Here is a 17748-nt window from a genome sequence, read left to right on the forward strand (position 1 = left end):
ATTTTGTTTTTACTAACTTTTATCCTGTTAGACAACAATTTATTCCATAGAAAAAAGTGAGCAATTGATGCTCACTTAGGATGTAGAAAAAGTAATAATTGCAGAAACGTCAGGCTAAATGAAAACGTTTGTCTATCGCGGAACGACCCTTTTTGAGGAACAGCGGCCAACAGGAAGTTGGTCAGAACGACGTTGTCACAGGACGTGACGTACTTAGTCGTTCATCCTTCTTTACCGGGTAATGAGCACCGCAAAAAACGGGAAGTGACGAAGAGAGCGAACGTTTTTCAACAGCCTGAGTGAGCAAATGATGCTCACTCTCTTAACTTTGAGGTTCCTCTTTATAATCACAGCTAACACATTGAACTTGTATCCCTTTTTTCAGCTTTTTCTCCACGAGCATGCCTTCACATTTTGGGCATGGACGTTGTATTGGTTTATCCCATGAAATAAATTCACATCCAGGATAACGGTCACATCCATAAAATATGCGACGCTTTTTACTTTTTCTTTCAATGATGTTCCCTTCATGGCATGAAGGGCATTTAACACCTATCTCTTTTACTATCGGTTTCGTATTTCGACAATCAGGAAAATTACTGCATGCCATAAATTTACCATATCGGCCCATTTTAAAGACCATAGGACTTCCACATAAATCACAGTCTTCTCCAGCAGGTTCATCTTTAATTTCCACTGATTGCATTTCTTTTTCAGCTTTTTCTAAATTTTGTTCAAAAACTTGATAAAAATCATCAATTATTTTTACCCAATTCACTTTTCCAGTCTCAATATTATCCAAATCATGTTCCATATTAGCTGTAAATTCAACATTTAATATCTCAGGGAAAAATTCTAAGATTAATTCTAATACTATTTCTCCCAGCTCTGTCGGAATAAATCGTTTATTTTCCAATGCTACATATCCACGCTTTTGGATCGTATCTAATGTTGGTGCAAAAGTCGATGGACGGCCAATTCCTAACTCTTCCAATGTTTTGACAAGTCTTGCCTCTGTGTATCGAGGAGGCGGCTGTGTAAAATGTTGCTTCGGATCGAAGTCTTTATTTATTACTTCATCTCCTTCTTTCAAATCAGGGAGCAGTCGATCCTTTTCCTCTACGCCATCATCGGTTCCTTCCACATATACTTTCATAAAACCGGGAAACTTCACTTTTGAGCCTGTAGCCCGAAATAGCACCTCACCATTTTGTAAATCAACACTCATTGTGTCCATAATGGCAGGAGCCATTTGACTTGCGATAAATCTTTCCCATATGAGTTTATACAACCGAAGCTGGTCTCTTGATAAATGTTCTTTTAGCATGCTCGGTTCTCTTGTTGTACTTGTTGGCCGAACGGCTTCATGGGCATCTTGAACATTTGCATTTTTCTTTTCTTTGCCTTTATCCCCTTTTGTATATTCACTGCCGTAATTTTTTGTAATATACTCGAAGGCTTCTCCTTGAGCAACTTCGGATATTCTAGTCGAGTCCGTTCTCATATAGGTAATTAATCCGACTGTTCCTTCTTTTCCTAAATCAATTCCTTCATAAAGCTGCTGTGCAAGCATCATTGTTTTTTTCGCTCTAAAATTTAATTTACGGGCAGCCTCTTGTTGAAGAGAGGAGGTGGTAAACGGAACTGCAGGATTTCTTTTTCGTTCTCTTTTTGTCACTTTTTCTATGGTAAATTTATTTCCATTGATTAACGCCTTTACTTCTTGTACTTCTTTTTCTGATTTCAGTTCTACTTTTTTTCCATTAATTCCATAAAACGCAGCATCAAAGCTTGTTTTTCCTTTAAGAAAACTGCCTTCAATTGTCCAATATTCCTCTGGAATAAATTGTTTAATTTCATGTTCACGATCAATAATTAGTCTTACCGCTACAGATTGTACTCTCCCAGCACTTAATCCTTTTTTGACTTTCTTCCATAATAACGGACTAATATTATACCCAACTAAACGGTCAAGAACCCTTCTGGCTTGCTGTGAATCTACTAAATCCATGTTTATTGGCCGAGGATGTTTAAAGGACTCTTTAATCGCGTCTTTTGTAATTTCATTAAATACGACGCGGCAGTCTGACTCGATATCCACATTCAAGCTTTTTGCCAAATGCCAAGCAATCGCTTCCCCTTCTCTGTCAGGGTCAGCTGCTAAGTATATTTTTTTAGCTTTTTTAGCAGCGGTCTTTAAATCTTTTAAAATCGGGCCCTTACCACGAATCGTTATGTATTTCGGTTCGTATTGTTTTTCTATATCAACACCCATTTGGCTTCTTGGTAAATCCCGAATATGGCCCATAGATGCTTTTACTTTATATTTTTTTCCTAAATAACGTTCAATCGTTTTTGCCTTTGCAGGAGACTCCACGATTACAAGAAAATCTGACATTAACTGTCCTCCTTAGAGGGATTATAAATATTCACTATTATTGTATACTATGTTTCCATTTGTCAAATATTACGATAATCAGTAAACGTTTTCAACTGTTTTATTCCCATTTGTTTTTTAGTTTTTCATTTTTTATCTGTTGAAAAAATGTATAACAGATTTCAAAAAATAGCAACCTTTTTTTGTTTTTCCTTTTAAAAAAGGATAAAATTTCACTCTTTTAATACAAAAAGTTGACACAAAAGAAAAGCGTAAGCGCCTTAAACAACCCTGAAGAAAAATGTTCATTTGACTCAAAAAGTGTTTTTTACTTTTAGAGGCAAAGGGTTATTTTTCACAAGGGCTAGGCGCTGAAGCTAGACACAATAGAATAATCCCTTATTTTTCCCAATGTTTATATCGTATCATTTCCTTCTTGTAAAAGAAATACTATTAATTTCCTTTTTCTTATCAAAAATTCCATTCTTCTAAAATATCATTTGCAGTTATAACTGGTTTTGCGCCTGCCTTTATTAATTCATTTGTTCCTATTGAAAAAGGACTTAAAATACTTCCTGGAACAGCAAATACATCTCTTCCTTCGTTAAGAGCATAATTCGCCGTTATTAAGGAGCCGCTTTTTCTTTTCGCTTCAATGATTAATGTACCATTACATAAGCCACTAATAATCCGATTTCTCATTGGGAACTGCCATCTATTTGGTTTAGTTAACGGAGGATATTCTGATATTACAAGGTGTTTTTTCATCATCTCGCTTGCAAGCAGTATATTTTCTTTTGGATAGATATGAAACAACCCTCCAGCTATAACCGCTATTGTTTTCCCACCATTTGCAATCGTTAACTTATGTGCTAAAGCATCAACACCTGTCGCTAGACCACTTACAATCGTAATATTATCTTTTATCAACTCTGGAATTATTTTTTCCATTACTTTCTGACTGTAATTGGTAGCAAGGCGCGATCCGACGATTGCCAGTTTTTTTTCTACATTTAATAAAGATAAATCTCCTTTTGCATAAAGTACCCATGGAGGTTGATAGATTTCTTTTAATATCTTTGGATAACGGGAATCAAAATAAGTAATGGCAGTTATTCCGTTAGGGGCATATTGGCTGATTTGTTCATGAATAAAAGGGGAGTGAAAATCTTCAATGAATTCTTTTTTCCATTGTAAAGAACTTGAGGGGAATTCTCGAGAAGCATTTATTGTTTGAAGATCAGGATCTGTTTTTAATAGGAAGAAAATACTTTTCCAGCTAATTCCTCTACAGTGATCAAGCAAAATTAATTTTTCGTTTAATTTCTCCAATAAACTTACCTTCCTTCCTAGAATTTGCACAATATATAATAGAAGGAATTTGTAAAGTATACAAAAAAATGAATAAACATAAGAAAATAATAAGGAATTATACGTATTATTATAATCGCTTCCGTCCAAATTTAATAGATATTTTATTTTGATAACGATTCGTTTTTACTATTTTACTATTTTACTATTATTCTTTTATACTATAAAATTCCGCCTCTTTTCTTAGGGGTGTTCTCATTTAATAGGGGAACCTCCTTACACTATTTATTCTCCCCATATTCTTTATCCAGTTTATAAATAAAAGCAAAAACTTCAGCAACTGCTTGATATAAATCCTCTGGTATTTGGTCATGAAAATTCAGCTTTGCTAATAGTTCCACTAAGGAAGGATCTTCTTGGATGGGCACTCCATTTTCTTTTGCTCTTTCGATAATCGATTCGGCAACCATTCCTTTTCCTTTTGCTAATACTGTCGGGGCATCTAGATTTTGTGCATAACGTAATGCAACTGCTTCCTTTCGCTTCCATTTTCCACTTTCTTTCATATTTTTACATCTACTCCTTGATAGAAATTTTTATAGGAATTTTCAATATCCAAAAAGGATAATCCGTTTTTTATGTTGGTTTCCTTTTTAGAAAAGGGCTTGCTGTTAACATTTAATAATATGTAATCGGCTTGTTTCATCTTTTCCTTTAATGTATTTGTATATGCTGCTGCAAGTGATTGAATGATGGGATGATTATTCCAAATGGTAATATTCATTACCCTGTTTTGAATTTGCATATCAATGGCTGTTTCTTTTAAATGTTCTAAATCTAAATAAAACATAATCCGGCAATAATCACTATCTATCTTGCCATCTTTCGTTTTTTTACCATTATATTGCACCGTTACATCCTTTGTATGGTTTGCAAACGATATTGGCAGTTGCATTACAGCTTGAATTATTGGTCCAACTTCTCGCGATAATAGCTGCAAACCTGTTATTTTATCTACTAGCTGATTGGCTATTTCATTCGTTGAAACAGGAATATCTGTTTTTAACAATTCGAGTAAAAGTGGTTTTAACTTTTTTGTTTCTACTTCCGTATTATTTGTTTCATTTAATCGAAAAAACTGTTCTGACTCATAGGAAAAACCGATACTGTGCAACATTTTCATTATTTGTTGCTTTATTTGCTTACTATCATCTTCAGACGTAAATACCCCTGTCATTATATTTGCTACCACTTGTTCTAATGGCTTATTTTTAATCGAATGTATGTTTAATTCGCTGTTTAAAGCATTGATTAAATCGGAAAATGATTGTCCAGACTGTACTTGTAATAAACTAGAAAATACTGTATTTGTAAGCGGTAGCTCTTGTTGTACCATTTGCTTGATTACTGCAATTTCTGATGAAGTATCGTTGCTTTTCGTTAACCAGTTGCTTGCCTTTTGAAGAATCTCTTTTGTTAATGGCAGTTGATCGGTAAGAAAAGAAGCAACTAATGCTCTATTTTCTTTCGTGTCAGGAAGAGATTGCTGCCTTAACAATGTTGTGATATTGTTTTTATCCATTTGCACTGTTTCGTTCAAAGGAGATAATACTTTTAATTCGAGCTTTTCTTGTCCTTGTTGAACTTGAAACCAATAATTTGCTTCAACAGAAAGAGGAATGGATAAATGGGCATATAGCTTCTGTTGACCAACTTGCACTTCCGCGATTTGATTTGGAAATAATTTCATTATTTTCCCATACATAATTTGACCTGGTCTTAATGGCAATGGTTGAGACCAGAGGTTATTTTCTTGTTTAAACAGCTTTTGAATAAAACTAGTAGAGTAACTCATACTCCCCTCCTTATTTCGACATTTCTTTAACTGGTGAAAAGCTTTTGCGATGATAGCTTGTTATTCCTTCCTTTTGCAACGCTTCTAAATGTTCCTTCGTACCGTAGCCCATATTTTTGGCAAATTGATAAGCTGGAAATTGTTTATCGAGCTCTTTCATCATTCTATCTCTTGTTACTTTTGCAATAATACTTGCTGCCGCAATAGAACAACTTTTACTGTCTCCTTTAATAATTGATTGACTTGGGTACGGTGTTGTTAAGGTAATCGCGTCTATTAATAAATAATCCGGTCTTATCGTTAAATCATTGATCGCTTGCAACATTGCTTTTTTTGTTGCTTGATAAATATTTATTCGATCAATTTCTTCAGCATGGATCATTCCGATTCCTATCGAAATGGCTTCTTGTTGAATTTTTTCAAAAAATTCTTCTCTTTTCTTTTCAGAAAGTTTTTTCGAATCATCTAATCCTGGTAAATAAAATGTTGCTGGAAGAATGACTGCAGCTGTTACAACCGGTCCTGCTAATGGTCCTCTGCCTACCTCATCTATTCCGGCTATGTAAGAATATCCTTGATTTTTGAGTTGGTTTTCGTATGTATTTAATGCTAAAAAGCGTTGATGAAGTTCCATTTCCTTTTCTCGCTTTTTCTGCCATGCTTTAAAAAGACTTTGTACCCCTTTTCTATCGTCATTTTTTATCTCTTCGATAAAAGGATCGTTACTATCTGTTATATTTTCTAGTTTTATTTTTATTTCTTTTGTTGTTGCTATTTTCAATTCCCGCACTCCACTTTCCTTTAATATCGGCAGCTTCTATTTATGATAAAGCTTTTCTTTTCATTGTAACCGTAACAGACAAAAAAGAGGATCATGAACATACTAATCAAGATCCTCCTACTGTTAGTCATTTTCTGTTTGAGACGCTTCCATATCTCCCGCATTTTCAAATGTGAGAGAACCTAGTTTTTCTCCTCTTATTTCTCTAATGACTAATTCTGTTACTTTATCATAGTCAACAATCGCTCCACCTGTTAAACAGCCACGTACTTGTCCAATTTTATCAAACAGCTCGACAATATCTTCCGGTATTTCTTCCATCTGAAATCTTTCTTTTAATCTGTTAGGATACTCTTTTTCTAAAAATCTTAATCCATACACAGCTACATCTTGTAAATTTAATATAGTATCTTTAATGGCACCCGTTAATGCAAGCTTTAAGCCTACTTCCTGATCTTCGAATTTAGGCCATAAAATCCCTGGCGTATCTAAAAGCTCCAGCTCCTTGCCTACTTTAATCCATTGCTGTGCTTTTGTTACCCCTGGGGTATTGCCTGTTTTCGCAATATTTTTTTTAGCTAAACGGTTAATCAATGTTGATTTTCCTGCATTAGGAATCCCAACGATCATCGCACGAATCGCTCGGGGCCGAACTCCTTTTGCCCGCATTCGCTCAAATTTTTCTGCCAATACTTCTTTTGCAAGTGCAGTAATTTCTTTCATTCCAACACCAGCTTGAGAGTTAATGGCAAGGGCTCTTATCCCTTTGCTTTGGAAATAATGAATCCATTCTTTTGTTTTCTCTTTGTCTGCCATATCCGCTTTATTTAGCAGCACTAATCTTGGTTTATGCTGAATAATTTCATCAATCATCGGATTTCGTGATGACTGTGGAATTCGAGCATCCACTAATTCGAAAATAATATCTACAAGCTTTAATTTTTCTGTTACCTGTCTTCTTGCTTTCGCCATATGTCCAGGAAACCATTGAATAGTCAATATAATCACCTCTATTACTGAAACAAGTTTACTTAATTATGCGTATATCGGTTACCGGCCAGTAAATAACACTAGTATTTCCTAATACTTTTTCAAAGGAAATGGTGCCGATATGTCTGCTGTCTTTACTGTCTCGTCTATTGTCTCCCATAACAAACAGTTCTCCTTCAGGCACGGTTTTATGGCCGGTTTTTTCTTCTAATGTAAACGATTCTGTTAATGGACCATCAATCACCTGTTTTTTATATTCATCTAAATATGGCTCTTTATATGCTTTCCCATTGACATACAACGTATCATTTTTGTATTCAATTGTATCACCAGGCAAGCCAATTACTCGTTTAATATAATCCTTTCCTTCTGGCGCATGAAAGACTACAATATCAAAGCGTTTCGGACTGCTGATTTTGTAATTTAATTTATTTACAATCATTCTGTCTTGATCATGAAGCGTCGGCATCATTGACTCTCCATCTACAACAATTGGGGCAAATAGAAAATAGCGGATTACAAATGCTAATAATACGGCAATTATGATCGCTTTACCCCATTCTAATGCTTCATTTTTCTTTTTCTTTGCCATTACGTTCACCATTCCTTGTTATTCATATCAAAGAAGTTATTGCTCTTCTAAGTCTTATCTAACTATTTAGCACAGTAAATCTTTCATTTCCTGCCTATATGTTAAGCTAGTTTCTTCTTCTCTTTTATTGTAATCGAAACAAGAGGACGAAGTAAAATTTCAGATGATGAGTATGTACATATTAATATACTAACAAAATTAGCAAGTATCTATGCGGTTACAATTAAAAAAGCTGTTTTCGAATAGAATGTGCTTTTAAACTCGCAGCCTGAAGACACTTCGCTTTCCATGGGCGAGCGTCGAGCCTCCTCGTCGCATACGCTCCTGTGGGGTCTCGTCTTTCTCGCATTCCCACAGGAGTCTTCGCGTATTCAGTCTGCTGAGTACTTCTTTCCCCATTTTTTCACGTGAAAAACAACAAACTTTGAGAAAACAGCCATTAAAAAAGAGCTTGTTACTAGAACAAGCTCTTTTTTGGTAACAATTATCGAATTTCTTTAATACGAGCTTTTTTACCACGTAGGTTACGTAAGTAGTAAAGTTTAGCACGGCGAACTTTACCGCGACGAATAACTTCAAGCTTCGCAATTTTTGGTGTATGAACTGGGAAAGTACGTTCAACGCCTACTCCGTAAGAAACTTTACGTACTGTAAAAGTTTCGCTAATTCCACCACCACGACGCTTAATCACAACACCTTCATATACCTGAATACGCTCACGAGTACCCTCAACAACTTTCACGTGTACACGTACAGTGTCACCAGGACGGAACGCAGGAAGATCTGCACGAAGTTGTTCTTTTGTGATTTCTTCAATTAATTTTTGCATCGTTTTCAACTCCTTCCAACAGACGCTCTTGCACTCATAAGAGAACTCTTGCAGCGGAACATCGTTTTAAGACTTTTGCCGAGAAATATCGGATTAAGTCACAAGTGTTATCTTAACATAAAAAGAATGGAACAGCAATATCTAATCATGGCTTTTCTTGATTTCTTCTATTAGTTTTTTTTGTTGTTCTGTTAATGGATAATTTTCTAGTAAATCAGGTCGCCTTTCGATGGTTCTTCTAAGAGATTCCTTTTCTCTCCATTCATCAATATGTGCGTGATTTCCCGATAATAAAGTGGCTGGAACTTTCATTCCTCTAAAATCTGCTGGACGGGTGTAATGGGGGTGTTCAAGCAAGCCTGTACTAAAAGAATCATTAACATGTGAGGCTTCCTTGCCCAAAACTCCTGGCAGCAGGCGAACTACACTATCAATTACTACCATGGCCCCAAGTTCTCCACCAGTTAACACGTAATCACCAATCGAAATTTCATCTGTTACTAAATGTTCTCTTATTCTCTCATCATAGCCTTCATAATGGCCGCAAATAAAAATTAAATGGTCTTCTTGAGCAAGCTCTTCTGCTTTTTTTTGCGAATACCTTTCACCTTGCGGGCACATTAATATTACACGGGGAGAAGCACCGCTTGCTTCTTTTAAATCTTGAACAGCATCAAATATTGGCTGAGGCTTTAAAACCATGCCAGCGCCTCCACCGTACGGATAATCATCTACTGCTTGATGTTTATTGTCAGAAAACGACCGAAAGTTTACGACATTATACGTAACCTTTTCTGCTTCCTTCGCCTTTTTTAATATGGAACTATTAAATATGCCTTCAAACATTTCTGGAAAAAGGGATAGAACATCTACTTTCATTAAGACAACAGCCCTTCCATCGGCTCAATAATCACTAACTTTTCTTTCACATCGACTTTCATGACTACTTCTTCAATATAAGGGATAAGCAGTTCTTTTTTATTTTTTCCTTTTATTACCCAAACATCATTTGCACCTGGTGTGAGAATTTCTGTAATCGTACCAAGTTCTTCTCCCTCTACTGTTTCCACGGTACAGCCGATTATTTCGTGGAAGTAGTATTCATTCTCGGAAAGTTCGCCTAAAAAACTTTCTGGAACTTTTAATAATCCACCTTTCATAAACTCGACATTATTAACATTATCATACCCTTCAAATGTTAATAAATTAAAGTTTTTATGAACTCGATGGCTTTTTATTGTTAATTCCATTGGTACTGATTTATCAGTTTGAAAAAAATAAATAGTATTGCCTACTTTATATCTTTCATCTGGAAAGTCTGTGCGTGAAATAACGCGAACTTCCCCTTTAATTCCATGTGTATTCACGATTTTTCCTACGTTAAACCATTTTTCCATTTCTTCACCTCTACCTTATTTCTTCTACTACCCCATCTTTTACTATGATTGTTTTAGAAGAAATAGCATCGTGCCAAACGTCGCCTTCGTTTATTTCCACTAATGCTGTAACTTCTTGTTCTTTTAGCTCACTGCCCAATGGTAGTATATGTATTTGATCGATTAGAAACTCTATGTCTTTCTGTTTTTCCAATCTTTTTTTCATTTCACTGTTATAGTAGCTTTTTATTTTGTTTGTTGACAACTGTTGATTTCGTGATTGTTTTTTCTCTTCAAAACGGAGCTGCTGACATTCTTTCTCTAATTGCACTAATGTTTGTTTATATTTTTCCAACAAATTTTCTTTCGTTGATTCCGTTAGAACTTGCTTTACAATTACAGTCTGGAGTATTTGCATTTACTTCCTCCTGAAAGATTTGTAATTAAGAACATAAGCGCAGGCGCCTTGTTCAGCCCCGAAGAAAAATGTTCTCTTGACTCAAAAAGTGTTTTTTACTTTTAGAGGCAAGAGGTTATCTTTCACAGGGGCTAGGCGCTGGAGCTAGATGCTGACTAAGCCCTTAAGTTATCCACAACTTCATTTCGTTTATAATTTCCTAGAAGATTAGAAAAAGAGAAGGGTTTCCCCTCCTCCTTTATTCTACTTGCTAATCTCAACAATTAGTTTCTTCTGTTGTAATGATCCTGCTGCATAAACAACCGTTCGAATTGCTTTCGCAACCCGCCCTTGCTTCCCAATTACTTTTCCCATGTCAAGCTTGTTGACCGAAAGCAAGTAAATGATTCGATTATCCTCTTCCGTAACCTGTACTAGAACATCATCTGGAAAATCAACAAGGGGCTTAACAATCGTTTCTATAAGCTCTTTCATTTTCCAGAACGGATTACTTACCGTTTTTGATATTGTGGAATTTTTCCATAATACCTTGGTTAGAGAAAAGGTTACGAACTGTATCAGATGGTTTTGCACCATTTTGTAACCATTGTAATGCTTTTTCTTCGTTGATGTCCACGATAGCAGGCTCTGCTACTGGATTGTAAGTTCCTACTGTTTCAATGAAACGTCCATCACGTGGTGAACGAGAATCTGCTACTACGATACGATAAAAAGGAGATTTTTTTGCTCCCATACGTTTTAAACGAATTTTTACTGCCATTTAAAATTGCACCTCCGAATAGTTTCACACAAGATAGTATATTATCAATTGTTTGCGAGTTTGTAAAGTGTTTTTTCTTGTCAGACTTTACATTCTGATCAATTTCATTCATTCTTGTGGTTTTTCCTGTTTAAAATGGATTAAAAGGTAATTTAAAGCCACCTTTTTTCTTTCCTTTTTGACCCATATTGGTCATTTGTTTCATCATTTTTTTCATATCATCAAATTGCTTTAACAGCCTGTTTACTTCAGGTACCGTTCTGCCGCTTCCTTTTGCAATACGCTTCCGTCTGTTTGCGTTGATGATTTCTGGTTGTTCCTTTTCTTTCTTTGTCATGGATCGAATAATTGCTTCTACATGGGCAATTTGTTTTTCGTCTACTTGCAAATTATTTAAGCCTTTTATTTTATTTGCTCCAGGCATCATTTTTAATAATTCATCAAGTGGACCCATGTTTCGTACTTGGCCTAATTGATCAAGAAAATCATCTAATGTGAAGGAAGCATTTTTCATTTTCTTTTCAAGCTCTTTTGCTTTTTCTTCATCCACATTTAACTGAGCCTTTTCAATTAAGCTTAAAACATCGCCCATTCCAAGAATTCGGGAAGCCATGCGTTCTGGATGAAATGGCTCTAAAGCGTCCATTTTTTCTCCGAGACCGACAAACTTTATCGGTGTTTTTGTAACAGAGCGAATAGAAAGGGCTGCTCCCCCTCGGGTATCACCATCAAGTTTTGTTAAAACAACCCCTGTTAACCCAAGCTGCTCATTAAAGCTGCCTGCAACATTAACAGCGTCTTGTCCTGTCATTGCATCTACAACTAAGAAAATTTCATCAGGTTTTGACAGTTCTTTAATTTGCTTTAATTCATCCATTAAAGATTCATCTACATGTAGACGGCCTGCTGTATCAATTAATACATAGTCATGATGGTCTTCTTTTGCTTTTGCAATCGCTTGTTTGGCAATTTCCACTGGGCTTACTTGATCGCCAAGAGAAAACACGGGAAAATCAAGCTGTTTTCCTAATGTCTCCAACTGTTTAATAGCAGCTGGTCGATAAATATCTGCCGCAACAAGGAGTGGATTTCGATTGTATTTTTTCCGCAGCAAATTAGCGAGTTTACCAGTAGTAGTGGTTTTACCGGCACCTTGCAGCCCAACCATCATAATAACTGTTGGCGGGCGGTTGGAAACAGCAATTTTACTTTGCTCTCCACCCATTAATTCTGTCAACTCTTCTTTTACTACTTTAATAACTTGTTGCCCAGGAGTTAAACTTTTTAGCACTTCCTGTCCAACTGCACGTTCACTAACTTTTTTCACAAATTCTTTTACGACTTTAAAGTTAACGTCCGCTTCCAGTAATGCAAGGCGGACTTCACGCATCATTTCTTTTACATCCGCTTCATTTACTTTCCCTTTGCCACGGATTTTCTGAATCGTATTCTGCAGTCGGTCAGCTAAACCTTCAAATGCCATTATGCCGCCTCCTTAATCTAAATTCTCCAGCTCTAATATTGCTTTCTGCAACGCTGAAACCGAAGGAGTATCGTTTTTTAACAACTCTTTCATTTGCGCAAAAAGTACAGTACGCTCTTGAAACTTCTGAAGGAGTAATAATTTTTGCTCATATTCTTCAAGCATTGCTTCTGTACGTTTTATATTATCATACACTGCTTGACGACTTACATCATATTCGTCTGCAATTTCACCAAGAGAATAGTCATCCAAATAATAAAGAGACATATAGCTTCGTTGCTTCGGTGTCAACAACGACTGATAGAAATCGAAAAGATAATTCATTCGTGTTGTTTTTTCAAGCATCGAACATACCTCCGTGTTAAGTCAAAAGCCTTTACATCAATTATTTTACACAGTACATCTTAACATGTCAAGATTTTATCTTTACAAGACGCAGTTTTGTTCATTCATCATTTTTGATTTTTTCGTTTCATTTCTAATAGTTGCTGCAAATGATCTCCTCTATCGGAAGCGTTTTCGGCTTTCTTCTTTGTTTGTTTTTTCCTTTCCTTTTTCTTTTTGTATATTTTTGGCTCACCCATCATTACCACTTGTCTTTCACTTGTTTGCTTTTGCGAAAATTCTTTATTGTGTATTGGTGTTGTTTTTTGCTCGTTGTCCTTTTTAAATGTAAAGGAAGGGAAGTTTATTATTTTTAATCCAAAGCGGCGAATTGCTATTTCAATGAATAAAAGCAAAAATGCGATCATAATCAACCAGGAAGCAATCTCTTGTTTCTTGCTGCTTTTGTCTTGAAGCGGTCGAAAAGATTCTGCCTCTTTTGTCAGTATTTTTCCATTCGAAATCGCTAACAGCTCTTTAAGTTTCTTTTCATCGCTTCCTTTTACTAAATATTCTTTCGAGTAAGGAATAGAGAACCCTGATTGATAAAGAGATACGCTGCCATCTTCTTCTGTTTGTTTAATATTAATAAAATATAATCCAGGATCTTCGTCAAGATTGACTTCATATTTGCCTGGGGCTGTCATTTTTGTATTAATATCAAGCTTTTCCCCTTTTTGTGAAACAATCGAAACTTCTACCGGGAGTGTCGATAAATTATCCGAGTTTATCGATAATATATGTTGATTTTCCCGTTTATCTACAGATAAAGAATACGGCTCTGAATCGTATTGAGGCAACGTTTCTGTTACCATTTTATTTACAAAGCTTCCCCATTTTGACCAGCGGGACCAATCGCCGTTCCAACTGCCGTTTAGATCAGATGTGAACGCCATTGTCTTTCCAAGGCCGTATTGCCATTGTGCTAAAATCGGATCTTTTTTTTCGCTTAAAACAGGGATTTGTGCTTGTCCTTTTGGTGTGGTCGCTATATATGCATTCATTTTTGGAACCCCATCTTGAAAAAGACTAGACCAATTATATCCTTGTTGGATTATCGGATAAAACGGCTTATTTTCAATATAGGTCCTCGCAGCCATCACCGTTTCTCTTGATAAAATAGATGGAATAACACTAGAGTCTTGAACTGAATAAAAACGCCCTGAGCCTACTTCAGCAAGTTCTTCCAGCAGTCCAATATCCGCGTCCATCCCCAATGCAACAGTTGATAAAGTGATGTTATTTTTTTTCCCGCCTTCTAATAAGGCATTATAATCATTATTTGTAGCAGACTGTCCATCTGTTAGTAAAATAATATGCTTCCGTTTCACATCCAATTCTTCCATCTGTTCATATGCTGTTGCTAATGGTGCGTATATTTCTGTTCCTCCTTCAGAAGCAACAGAACGGATTTTTTTAATAACCGCGGACTTTTTTTTAAGCGGCTTCGGTTCGACAATCACCCATGGTTGGTCATCAAAAGCAATAAACCCAAATGTATCACTGTCTTTTAACAGCTCAACCGATCTCGCAGCTGCTTCTTTTGCCAATGTCAGTTTATTGCCTTGCATACTTCCAGAACGGTCTAATACGATGATTAAACCTAATGACGGCATTTCTTTTTTTCCTTTAATATCCATATCAACAGGCAGCAGTTTTTCAATTGGTGTTTTAAAGTAGCCGCCTAGCCCAAAACTCTCTTCTCCACCTGTCATTAAAAAACCTGTACCAAAATCCTTTACACTTTTTTCAATTAAAGCCATTTGTTTCTCTGATATAGAAGTGGCAGGTACATTGTTAAAAATAATCGATTGATAGGAAAGGTAGCCAGTTAATGAGGTTGGAAGTTTTACAGGCGATAAAATATCCACATCATATCCAGATGATTGCAAAATATTTTTCACATATTCATCCTCAGTATTTTGGACAATCAGCACTTTAGGTGTTGTTTTAATCGTTGTTACCGCTTGGAATTTATTGTTTTCCGTATAAGCATCATTTTCCACTTCCAATTCTGCTCGGTACGTAACAAGTCCCGTTTGATTGACCTTCATGTTGATCGGAAATACATTTTGTCCTTCTTTTACATCGATGTCTTTCGTGACAACTTTTTCGTTATTAGCATATAAATGAAGTTTCCCACTTTTAGCAACATTACTGTCCACGGTTACATGTAAAGAAGCTTGTTCCCCTTTATATAAAGTAGGAGGAAGATCAATGCCACTTATCGCCATATCTTCATAGTTTTCTGATTGCAAAAAATAAGCATCTAATTCAATAGCTTGATTTTTTAATAGTGACACAACCTCTTTTGCCTTGCCTGTCGTTTCATTCCCATCTGTTAGCAACACTAGTCTTCCACCATTATTTTGTACGATGCTGGAAGCTAATGATAAAGCAGCTTGTATATTCGTCTGATCTTGTCCCACTTCTTCACTTAATTTAGTAATTCGCAGTTCGTCTTTGCCCATCATTTGTTCGACAACCGGTTTCTTCCCAAAGGAGATAATGCTGTATTCATCATCTGGATTTTTTTTGTTGATGCTTTTTTCCACCCAGCTAAGCTCGGTATCTGCTGACCCTTTTACACTGGCAGATCTGTCTAGCAAAAATACGACAGGGACATTTTTCTGCGGTATAACTAGCTGTGGAACGGTTAAAGCGAAAATGAGCAACGTAAATAAGCAGGAACGAAGAACGATGATACAATATCCTTCTTTTTTATTGGCACGATTTTTCATTTGTTTTATCGATAAAAACAGAATGATGCTAACTGGCAAAAACAAAAAAAACAGGAAAGGGTATTTAAATTCTACTAGCACGTCGATACACCTCCCATTCGATAATAAGAAGAACGAATGTCAGTAAAGCAAACCAATACCATACTGTATTTTGCTGTACAGCCACTTTCTTCGCTGTGTTTTGGACAGTCTGATCATTAATTGAAAATGATTTTTCTGATTGAATATTTTTTTCCCGATCATCTAAATTTACGGAAAAGTAAAAAACGGCATTACCGGATGTAAGTTGATATACACCTGGATATTTAGGTGCCTGAAAACTTTCTTCGTCAGGACGATAGGACGAAATCACTTCATCTTTTTCATTAAATATTTCCCATTCCTTTATATTAGCATTTAAATTCAGCGATTTTTCTTCTAATGGCTGAAAATCACCAATATAATTGGACTGTGCTGATAGCCATTGATAACTATTATACAAAAATACTGGGAAGCTTGGATGCAGAGGCCAGTCACTGTCTTGAATAGAAAAATTGATATAAATAACCGGCTGTCCATTTATTTTTCCTTTTTGAATAAGGGGAATATCTCCACTTTTCAGGATCGTCTCCAAGTTTTTGTCTTTATTTATATAGGCTTCTTTTATATAGACATCTTTCATATCGACATGGGTAAATAAGGTGTCCTCTTCTAGTTTCAACTCTTCTTTTAACGCCACTTTATTTTTCGATTCATAAAAAAAGATAAGCGGCTGTGACATGTTTTTCCCTACAGAAGAACCATTAAATAAATAAATGCCATCCTTTTTCTTCATAATGTCCGCTTGTTTCTCCATTTGCACAACTTGTAAACCGATTGTAGAAAAACCTTTTAACAAAAAGGCATTTACCGCATCTGGTGCATAAATAGAGGATAAAACACTCGTAAAAATAGCCGTTTGTTTATTATCGATTGTATATTGATCTTCGATATTTATTTTTGCTTCATAATAAGCTTTTTTTGGCAGTGATTCCATCGTAATGATTTTTTGTTCGTTTGGAAGAAGGGTAATCGTTTTCTCCCATACTACCGCTCCTGCACTGACCACTTGAAACGGTACTGTTTCTTTTTGGTTGTTTTGATTTTTAACCATTGCTATCCCGGCTATTCTTTCGTTTTTCTTCGCAACGCCAAAAGATAAGATAGAAAGATTAGAATCCGTTGCATTTCCAACGTTATGGACCTCTGTATAAAAGTTTCGCAAATGTTGTGCCACTGTTTCGTTTGTAACAGCATCTGAAAAGATATGAATGGCACTTTTTCCTTCCACAGCAAGCGATGCTGCCATCTGTGTTGCTTTATCGAAATTGTCATGTGCATACGTTATATCCAAATGATTGATGACGTTGATTATTTTTTTCTGGTCTGTTTCATTATTTACCATAATATTCGGCTGATCATTTACATCTATTAGTGTGACCGATTGATTATTGTTTAAATGATGAACCATCTCAATCGCTTCCTTTTTGCTAGCTTCGAGTTTATTTTGTTGATTTGGCTTACTTGCCATGGAAGCGGAAGTATCAAATAAAAAAATGATTTGCTCTCCCTTTAATCCTTCCTTCCATGTAACAGGCTGCACCAATGCGAATAACAGCAATAATAAGCATAGGAGATGCAGCCAAAACAGCAGATTATTTTGCCATTTATGAAGCCAAGAAGACGCTTTTATTTCATTTACAACTTCTGTCCACAGTAAATTAGAGGGAATCATTTGTTTTGTATATTGCTTGCGAAAAAAATAAAAGAGGATAAACGCAGCAATAAAAATCGTAAAGAAAAAATAGAGCGGATAAACAAATTGCATGCTGA

At 35.8% G+C, this 17748-nt stretch carries 17 protein-coding genes; all 17 read right to left on the minus strand.

The features are described from left to right. Positions 1–322 precede the first annotated feature (322 nt). The 17 genes from topA to ACTXGU_RS10325 all read right to left on the minus strand — a co-directional run bounded on the left by topA (position 323) and on the right by ACTXGU_RS10325 (position 17743). Positions 323–2398 carry a type I DNA topoisomerase gene (topA, locus tag ACTXGU_RS10245; protein WP_443481421.1) on the minus strand — a complete coding sequence of 692 codons (2076 nt, stop codon included), beginning with the start codon at positions 2396–2398 and terminating at the stop codon, positions 323–325. Positions 2399–2848: 450 nt separating this feature from the next. Then, the gene (gene dprA / locus ACTXGU_RS10250; protein WP_443481422.1) at positions 2849–3709 is read right to left on the minus strand and encodes a DNA-processing protein DprA; all 861 of its coding nucleotides are present in this window, start codon (positions 3707–3709) and stop codon (positions 2849–2851) included. Between the two features lie 260 nt (positions 3710–3969). Then, positions 3970–4254 carry an EscU/YscU/HrcU family type III secretion system export apparatus switch protein gene (locus ACTXGU_RS10255; protein WP_443481423.1) on the minus strand — a complete coding sequence of 95 codons (285 nt, stop codon included), beginning with the start codon at positions 4252–4254 and terminating at the stop codon, positions 3970–3972. After that, positions 4251–5543, minus strand: coding sequence for a hypothetical protein (locus tag ACTXGU_RS10260; RefSeq protein ID WP_443481424.1), 1293 nt, complete (start codon positions 5541–5543; stop codon positions 4251–4253). The genes ACTXGU_RS10255 and ACTXGU_RS10260 overlap by 4 nt, the downstream gene beginning before the upstream one ends. Before the next feature lie 10 nt (positions 5544–5553). Continuing rightward, on the minus strand, positions 5554–6324 hold the full coding sequence (locus ACTXGU_RS10265) for a ribonuclease HII (protein ID WP_443481425.1): 771 nt from the start codon (positions 6322–6324) through the stop codon (positions 5554–5556). A 123-nt stretch (positions 6325–6447) separates the two neighbouring features. Further along, positions 6448–7323: a ribosome biogenesis GTPase YlqF gene (gene ylqF / locus ACTXGU_RS10270; protein WP_443481426.1), complete on the minus strand. Its 876-nt coding sequence runs from the start codon at positions 7321–7323 to the stop codon at positions 6448–6450. Positions 7324–7351: 28 nt separating this feature from the next. Continuing rightward, a complete protein-coding gene (lepB, locus tag ACTXGU_RS10275; RefSeq protein WP_443481427.1) occupies positions 7352–7906 on the minus strand; it encodes a signal peptidase I in 555 nt (184 codons plus the stop codon). 484 nt (positions 7907–8390) lie between these two features. Further along, entirely contained in the window at positions 8391–8735 is a 345-nt protein-coding gene (gene rplS, locus ACTXGU_RS10280; RefSeq protein ID WP_141431197.1) for a 50S ribosomal protein L19, read from the minus strand. Positions 8736–8876: 141 nt separating this feature from the next. Continuing rightward, positions 8877–9614 carry a tRNA (guanosine(37)-N1)-methyltransferase TrmD gene (gene trmD, locus ACTXGU_RS10285; protein ID WP_443481428.1) on the minus strand — a complete coding sequence of 246 codons (738 nt, stop codon included), beginning with the start codon at positions 9612–9614 and terminating at the stop codon, positions 8877–8879. Further along, positions 9614–10132 (minus strand): ribosome maturation factor RimM, encoded by a 519-nt coding sequence (gene rimM / locus ACTXGU_RS10290; protein ID WP_443481429.1) that lies wholly within the window; start codon positions 10130–10132, stop codon positions 9614–9616. The genes trmD and rimM overlap by 1 nt, the downstream gene beginning before the upstream one ends. Positions 10133–10142: 10 nt before the next feature. Continuing rightward, the gene (locus ACTXGU_RS10295; protein ID WP_443481430.1) at positions 10143–10529 is read right to left on the minus strand and encodes a YlqD family protein; all 387 of its coding nucleotides are present in this window, start codon (positions 10527–10529) and stop codon (positions 10143–10145) included. A 243-nt stretch (positions 10530–10772) separates the two neighbouring features. Further along, on the minus strand, positions 10773–11003 hold the full coding sequence (locus ACTXGU_RS10300) for a KH domain-containing protein (RefSeq protein WP_443481431.1): 231 nt from the start codon (positions 11001–11003) through the stop codon (positions 10773–10775). A 13-nt stretch (positions 11004–11016) separates the two neighbouring features. Next, positions 11017–11289, minus strand: a complete 273-nt coding sequence (gene rpsP / locus ACTXGU_RS10305) for a 30S ribosomal protein S16 (RefSeq protein WP_443481432.1) — start codon at positions 11287–11289, stop codon at positions 11017–11019. Positions 11290–11419: 130 nt separating this feature from the next. Beyond that, positions 11420–12772, minus strand: a complete 1353-nt coding sequence (ffh, locus tag ACTXGU_RS10310) for a signal recognition particle protein (RefSeq protein ID WP_443481433.1) — start codon at positions 12770–12772, stop codon at positions 11420–11422. A gap of 12 nt (positions 12773–12784) precedes the next feature. Then, positions 12785–13117, minus strand: a complete 333-nt coding sequence (locus tag ACTXGU_RS10315; protein WP_443481434.1) for a putative DNA-binding protein — start codon at positions 13115–13117, stop codon at positions 12785–12787. 107 nt (positions 13118–13224) lie between these two features. Beyond that, positions 13225–15978 (minus strand): VWA domain-containing protein, encoded by a 2754-nt coding sequence (locus ACTXGU_RS10320; RefSeq protein WP_443481435.1) that lies wholly within the window; start codon positions 15976–15978, stop codon positions 13225–13227. Further along, complete coding sequence (locus tag ACTXGU_RS10325; protein ID WP_443481436.1) at positions 15962–17743, minus strand: vWA domain-containing protein; 1782 nt, start codon at positions 17741–17743, stop codon at positions 15962–15964. The genes ACTXGU_RS10320 and ACTXGU_RS10325 overlap by 17 nt, the downstream gene beginning before the upstream one ends. Positions 17744–17748 lie beyond the last annotated feature (5 nt).

Source organism: Niallia sp. 01092, from assembly GCF_052318935.1.
Taxonomy (GTDB): Bacteria; Bacillota; Bacilli; order Bacillales; family Cytobacillaceae; genus Niallia.

What these genes read in the sequence shown, in the direction of transcription:
- ACTXGU_RS10260 (WP_443481424.1), bottom strand. Translation starts at nt 5,543, where the DNA reads ATGAGTTACTCTACTAGTTTTATTCAAAAGCTGTTTAAACAAGAAAAT.
- topA (WP_443481421.1), bottom strand. Translation starts at nt 2,398, where the DNA reads ATGTCAGATTTTCTTGTAATCGTGGAGTCTCCTGCAAAGGCAAAAACG.
- ACTXGU_RS10300 (WP_443481431.1), bottom strand. Translation starts at nt 11,003, where the DNA reads ATGAAAGAGCTTATAGAAACGATTGTTAAGCCCCTTGTTGATTTTCCA.
- ffh (WP_443481433.1), bottom strand. Translation starts at nt 12,772, where the DNA reads ATGGCATTTGAAGGTTTAGCTGACCGACTGCAGAATACGATTCAGAAA.
- rimM (WP_443481429.1), bottom strand. Translation starts at nt 10,132, where the DNA reads ATGGAAAAATGGTTTAACGTAGGAAAAATCGTGAATACACATGGAATT.
- ACTXGU_RS10255 (WP_443481423.1), bottom strand. Translation starts at nt 4,254, where the DNA reads ATGAAAGAAAGTGGAAAATGGAAGCGAAAGGAAGCAGTTGCATTACGT.
- ACTXGU_RS10295 (WP_443481430.1), bottom strand. Translation starts at nt 10,529, where the DNA reads ATGCAAATACTCCAGACTGTAATTGTAAAGCAAGTTCTAACGGAATCA.
- ACTXGU_RS10315 (WP_443481434.1), bottom strand. Translation starts at nt 13,117, where the DNA reads ATGCTTGAAAAAACAACACGAATGAATTATCTTTTCGATTTCTATCAG.
- trmD (WP_443481428.1), bottom strand. Translation starts at nt 9,614, where the DNA reads ATGAAAGTAGATGTTCTATCCCTTTTTCCAGAAATGTTTGAAGGCATA.
- ACTXGU_RS10325 (WP_443481436.1), bottom strand. Translation starts at nt 17,743, where the DNA reads ATGCAATTTGTTTATCCGCTCTATTTTTTCTTTACGATTTTTATTGCT.
- lepB (WP_443481427.1), bottom strand. Translation starts at nt 7,906, where the DNA reads ATGGCAAAGAAAAAGAAAAATGAAGCATTAGAATGGGGTAAAGCGATC.
- rpsP (WP_443481432.1), bottom strand. Translation starts at nt 11,289, where the DNA reads ATGGCAGTAAAAATTCGTTTAAAACGTATGGGAGCAAAAAAATCTCCT.
- rplS (WP_141431197.1), bottom strand. Translation starts at nt 8,735, where the DNA reads ATGCAAAAATTAATTGAAGAAATCACAAAAGAACAACTTCGTGCAGAT.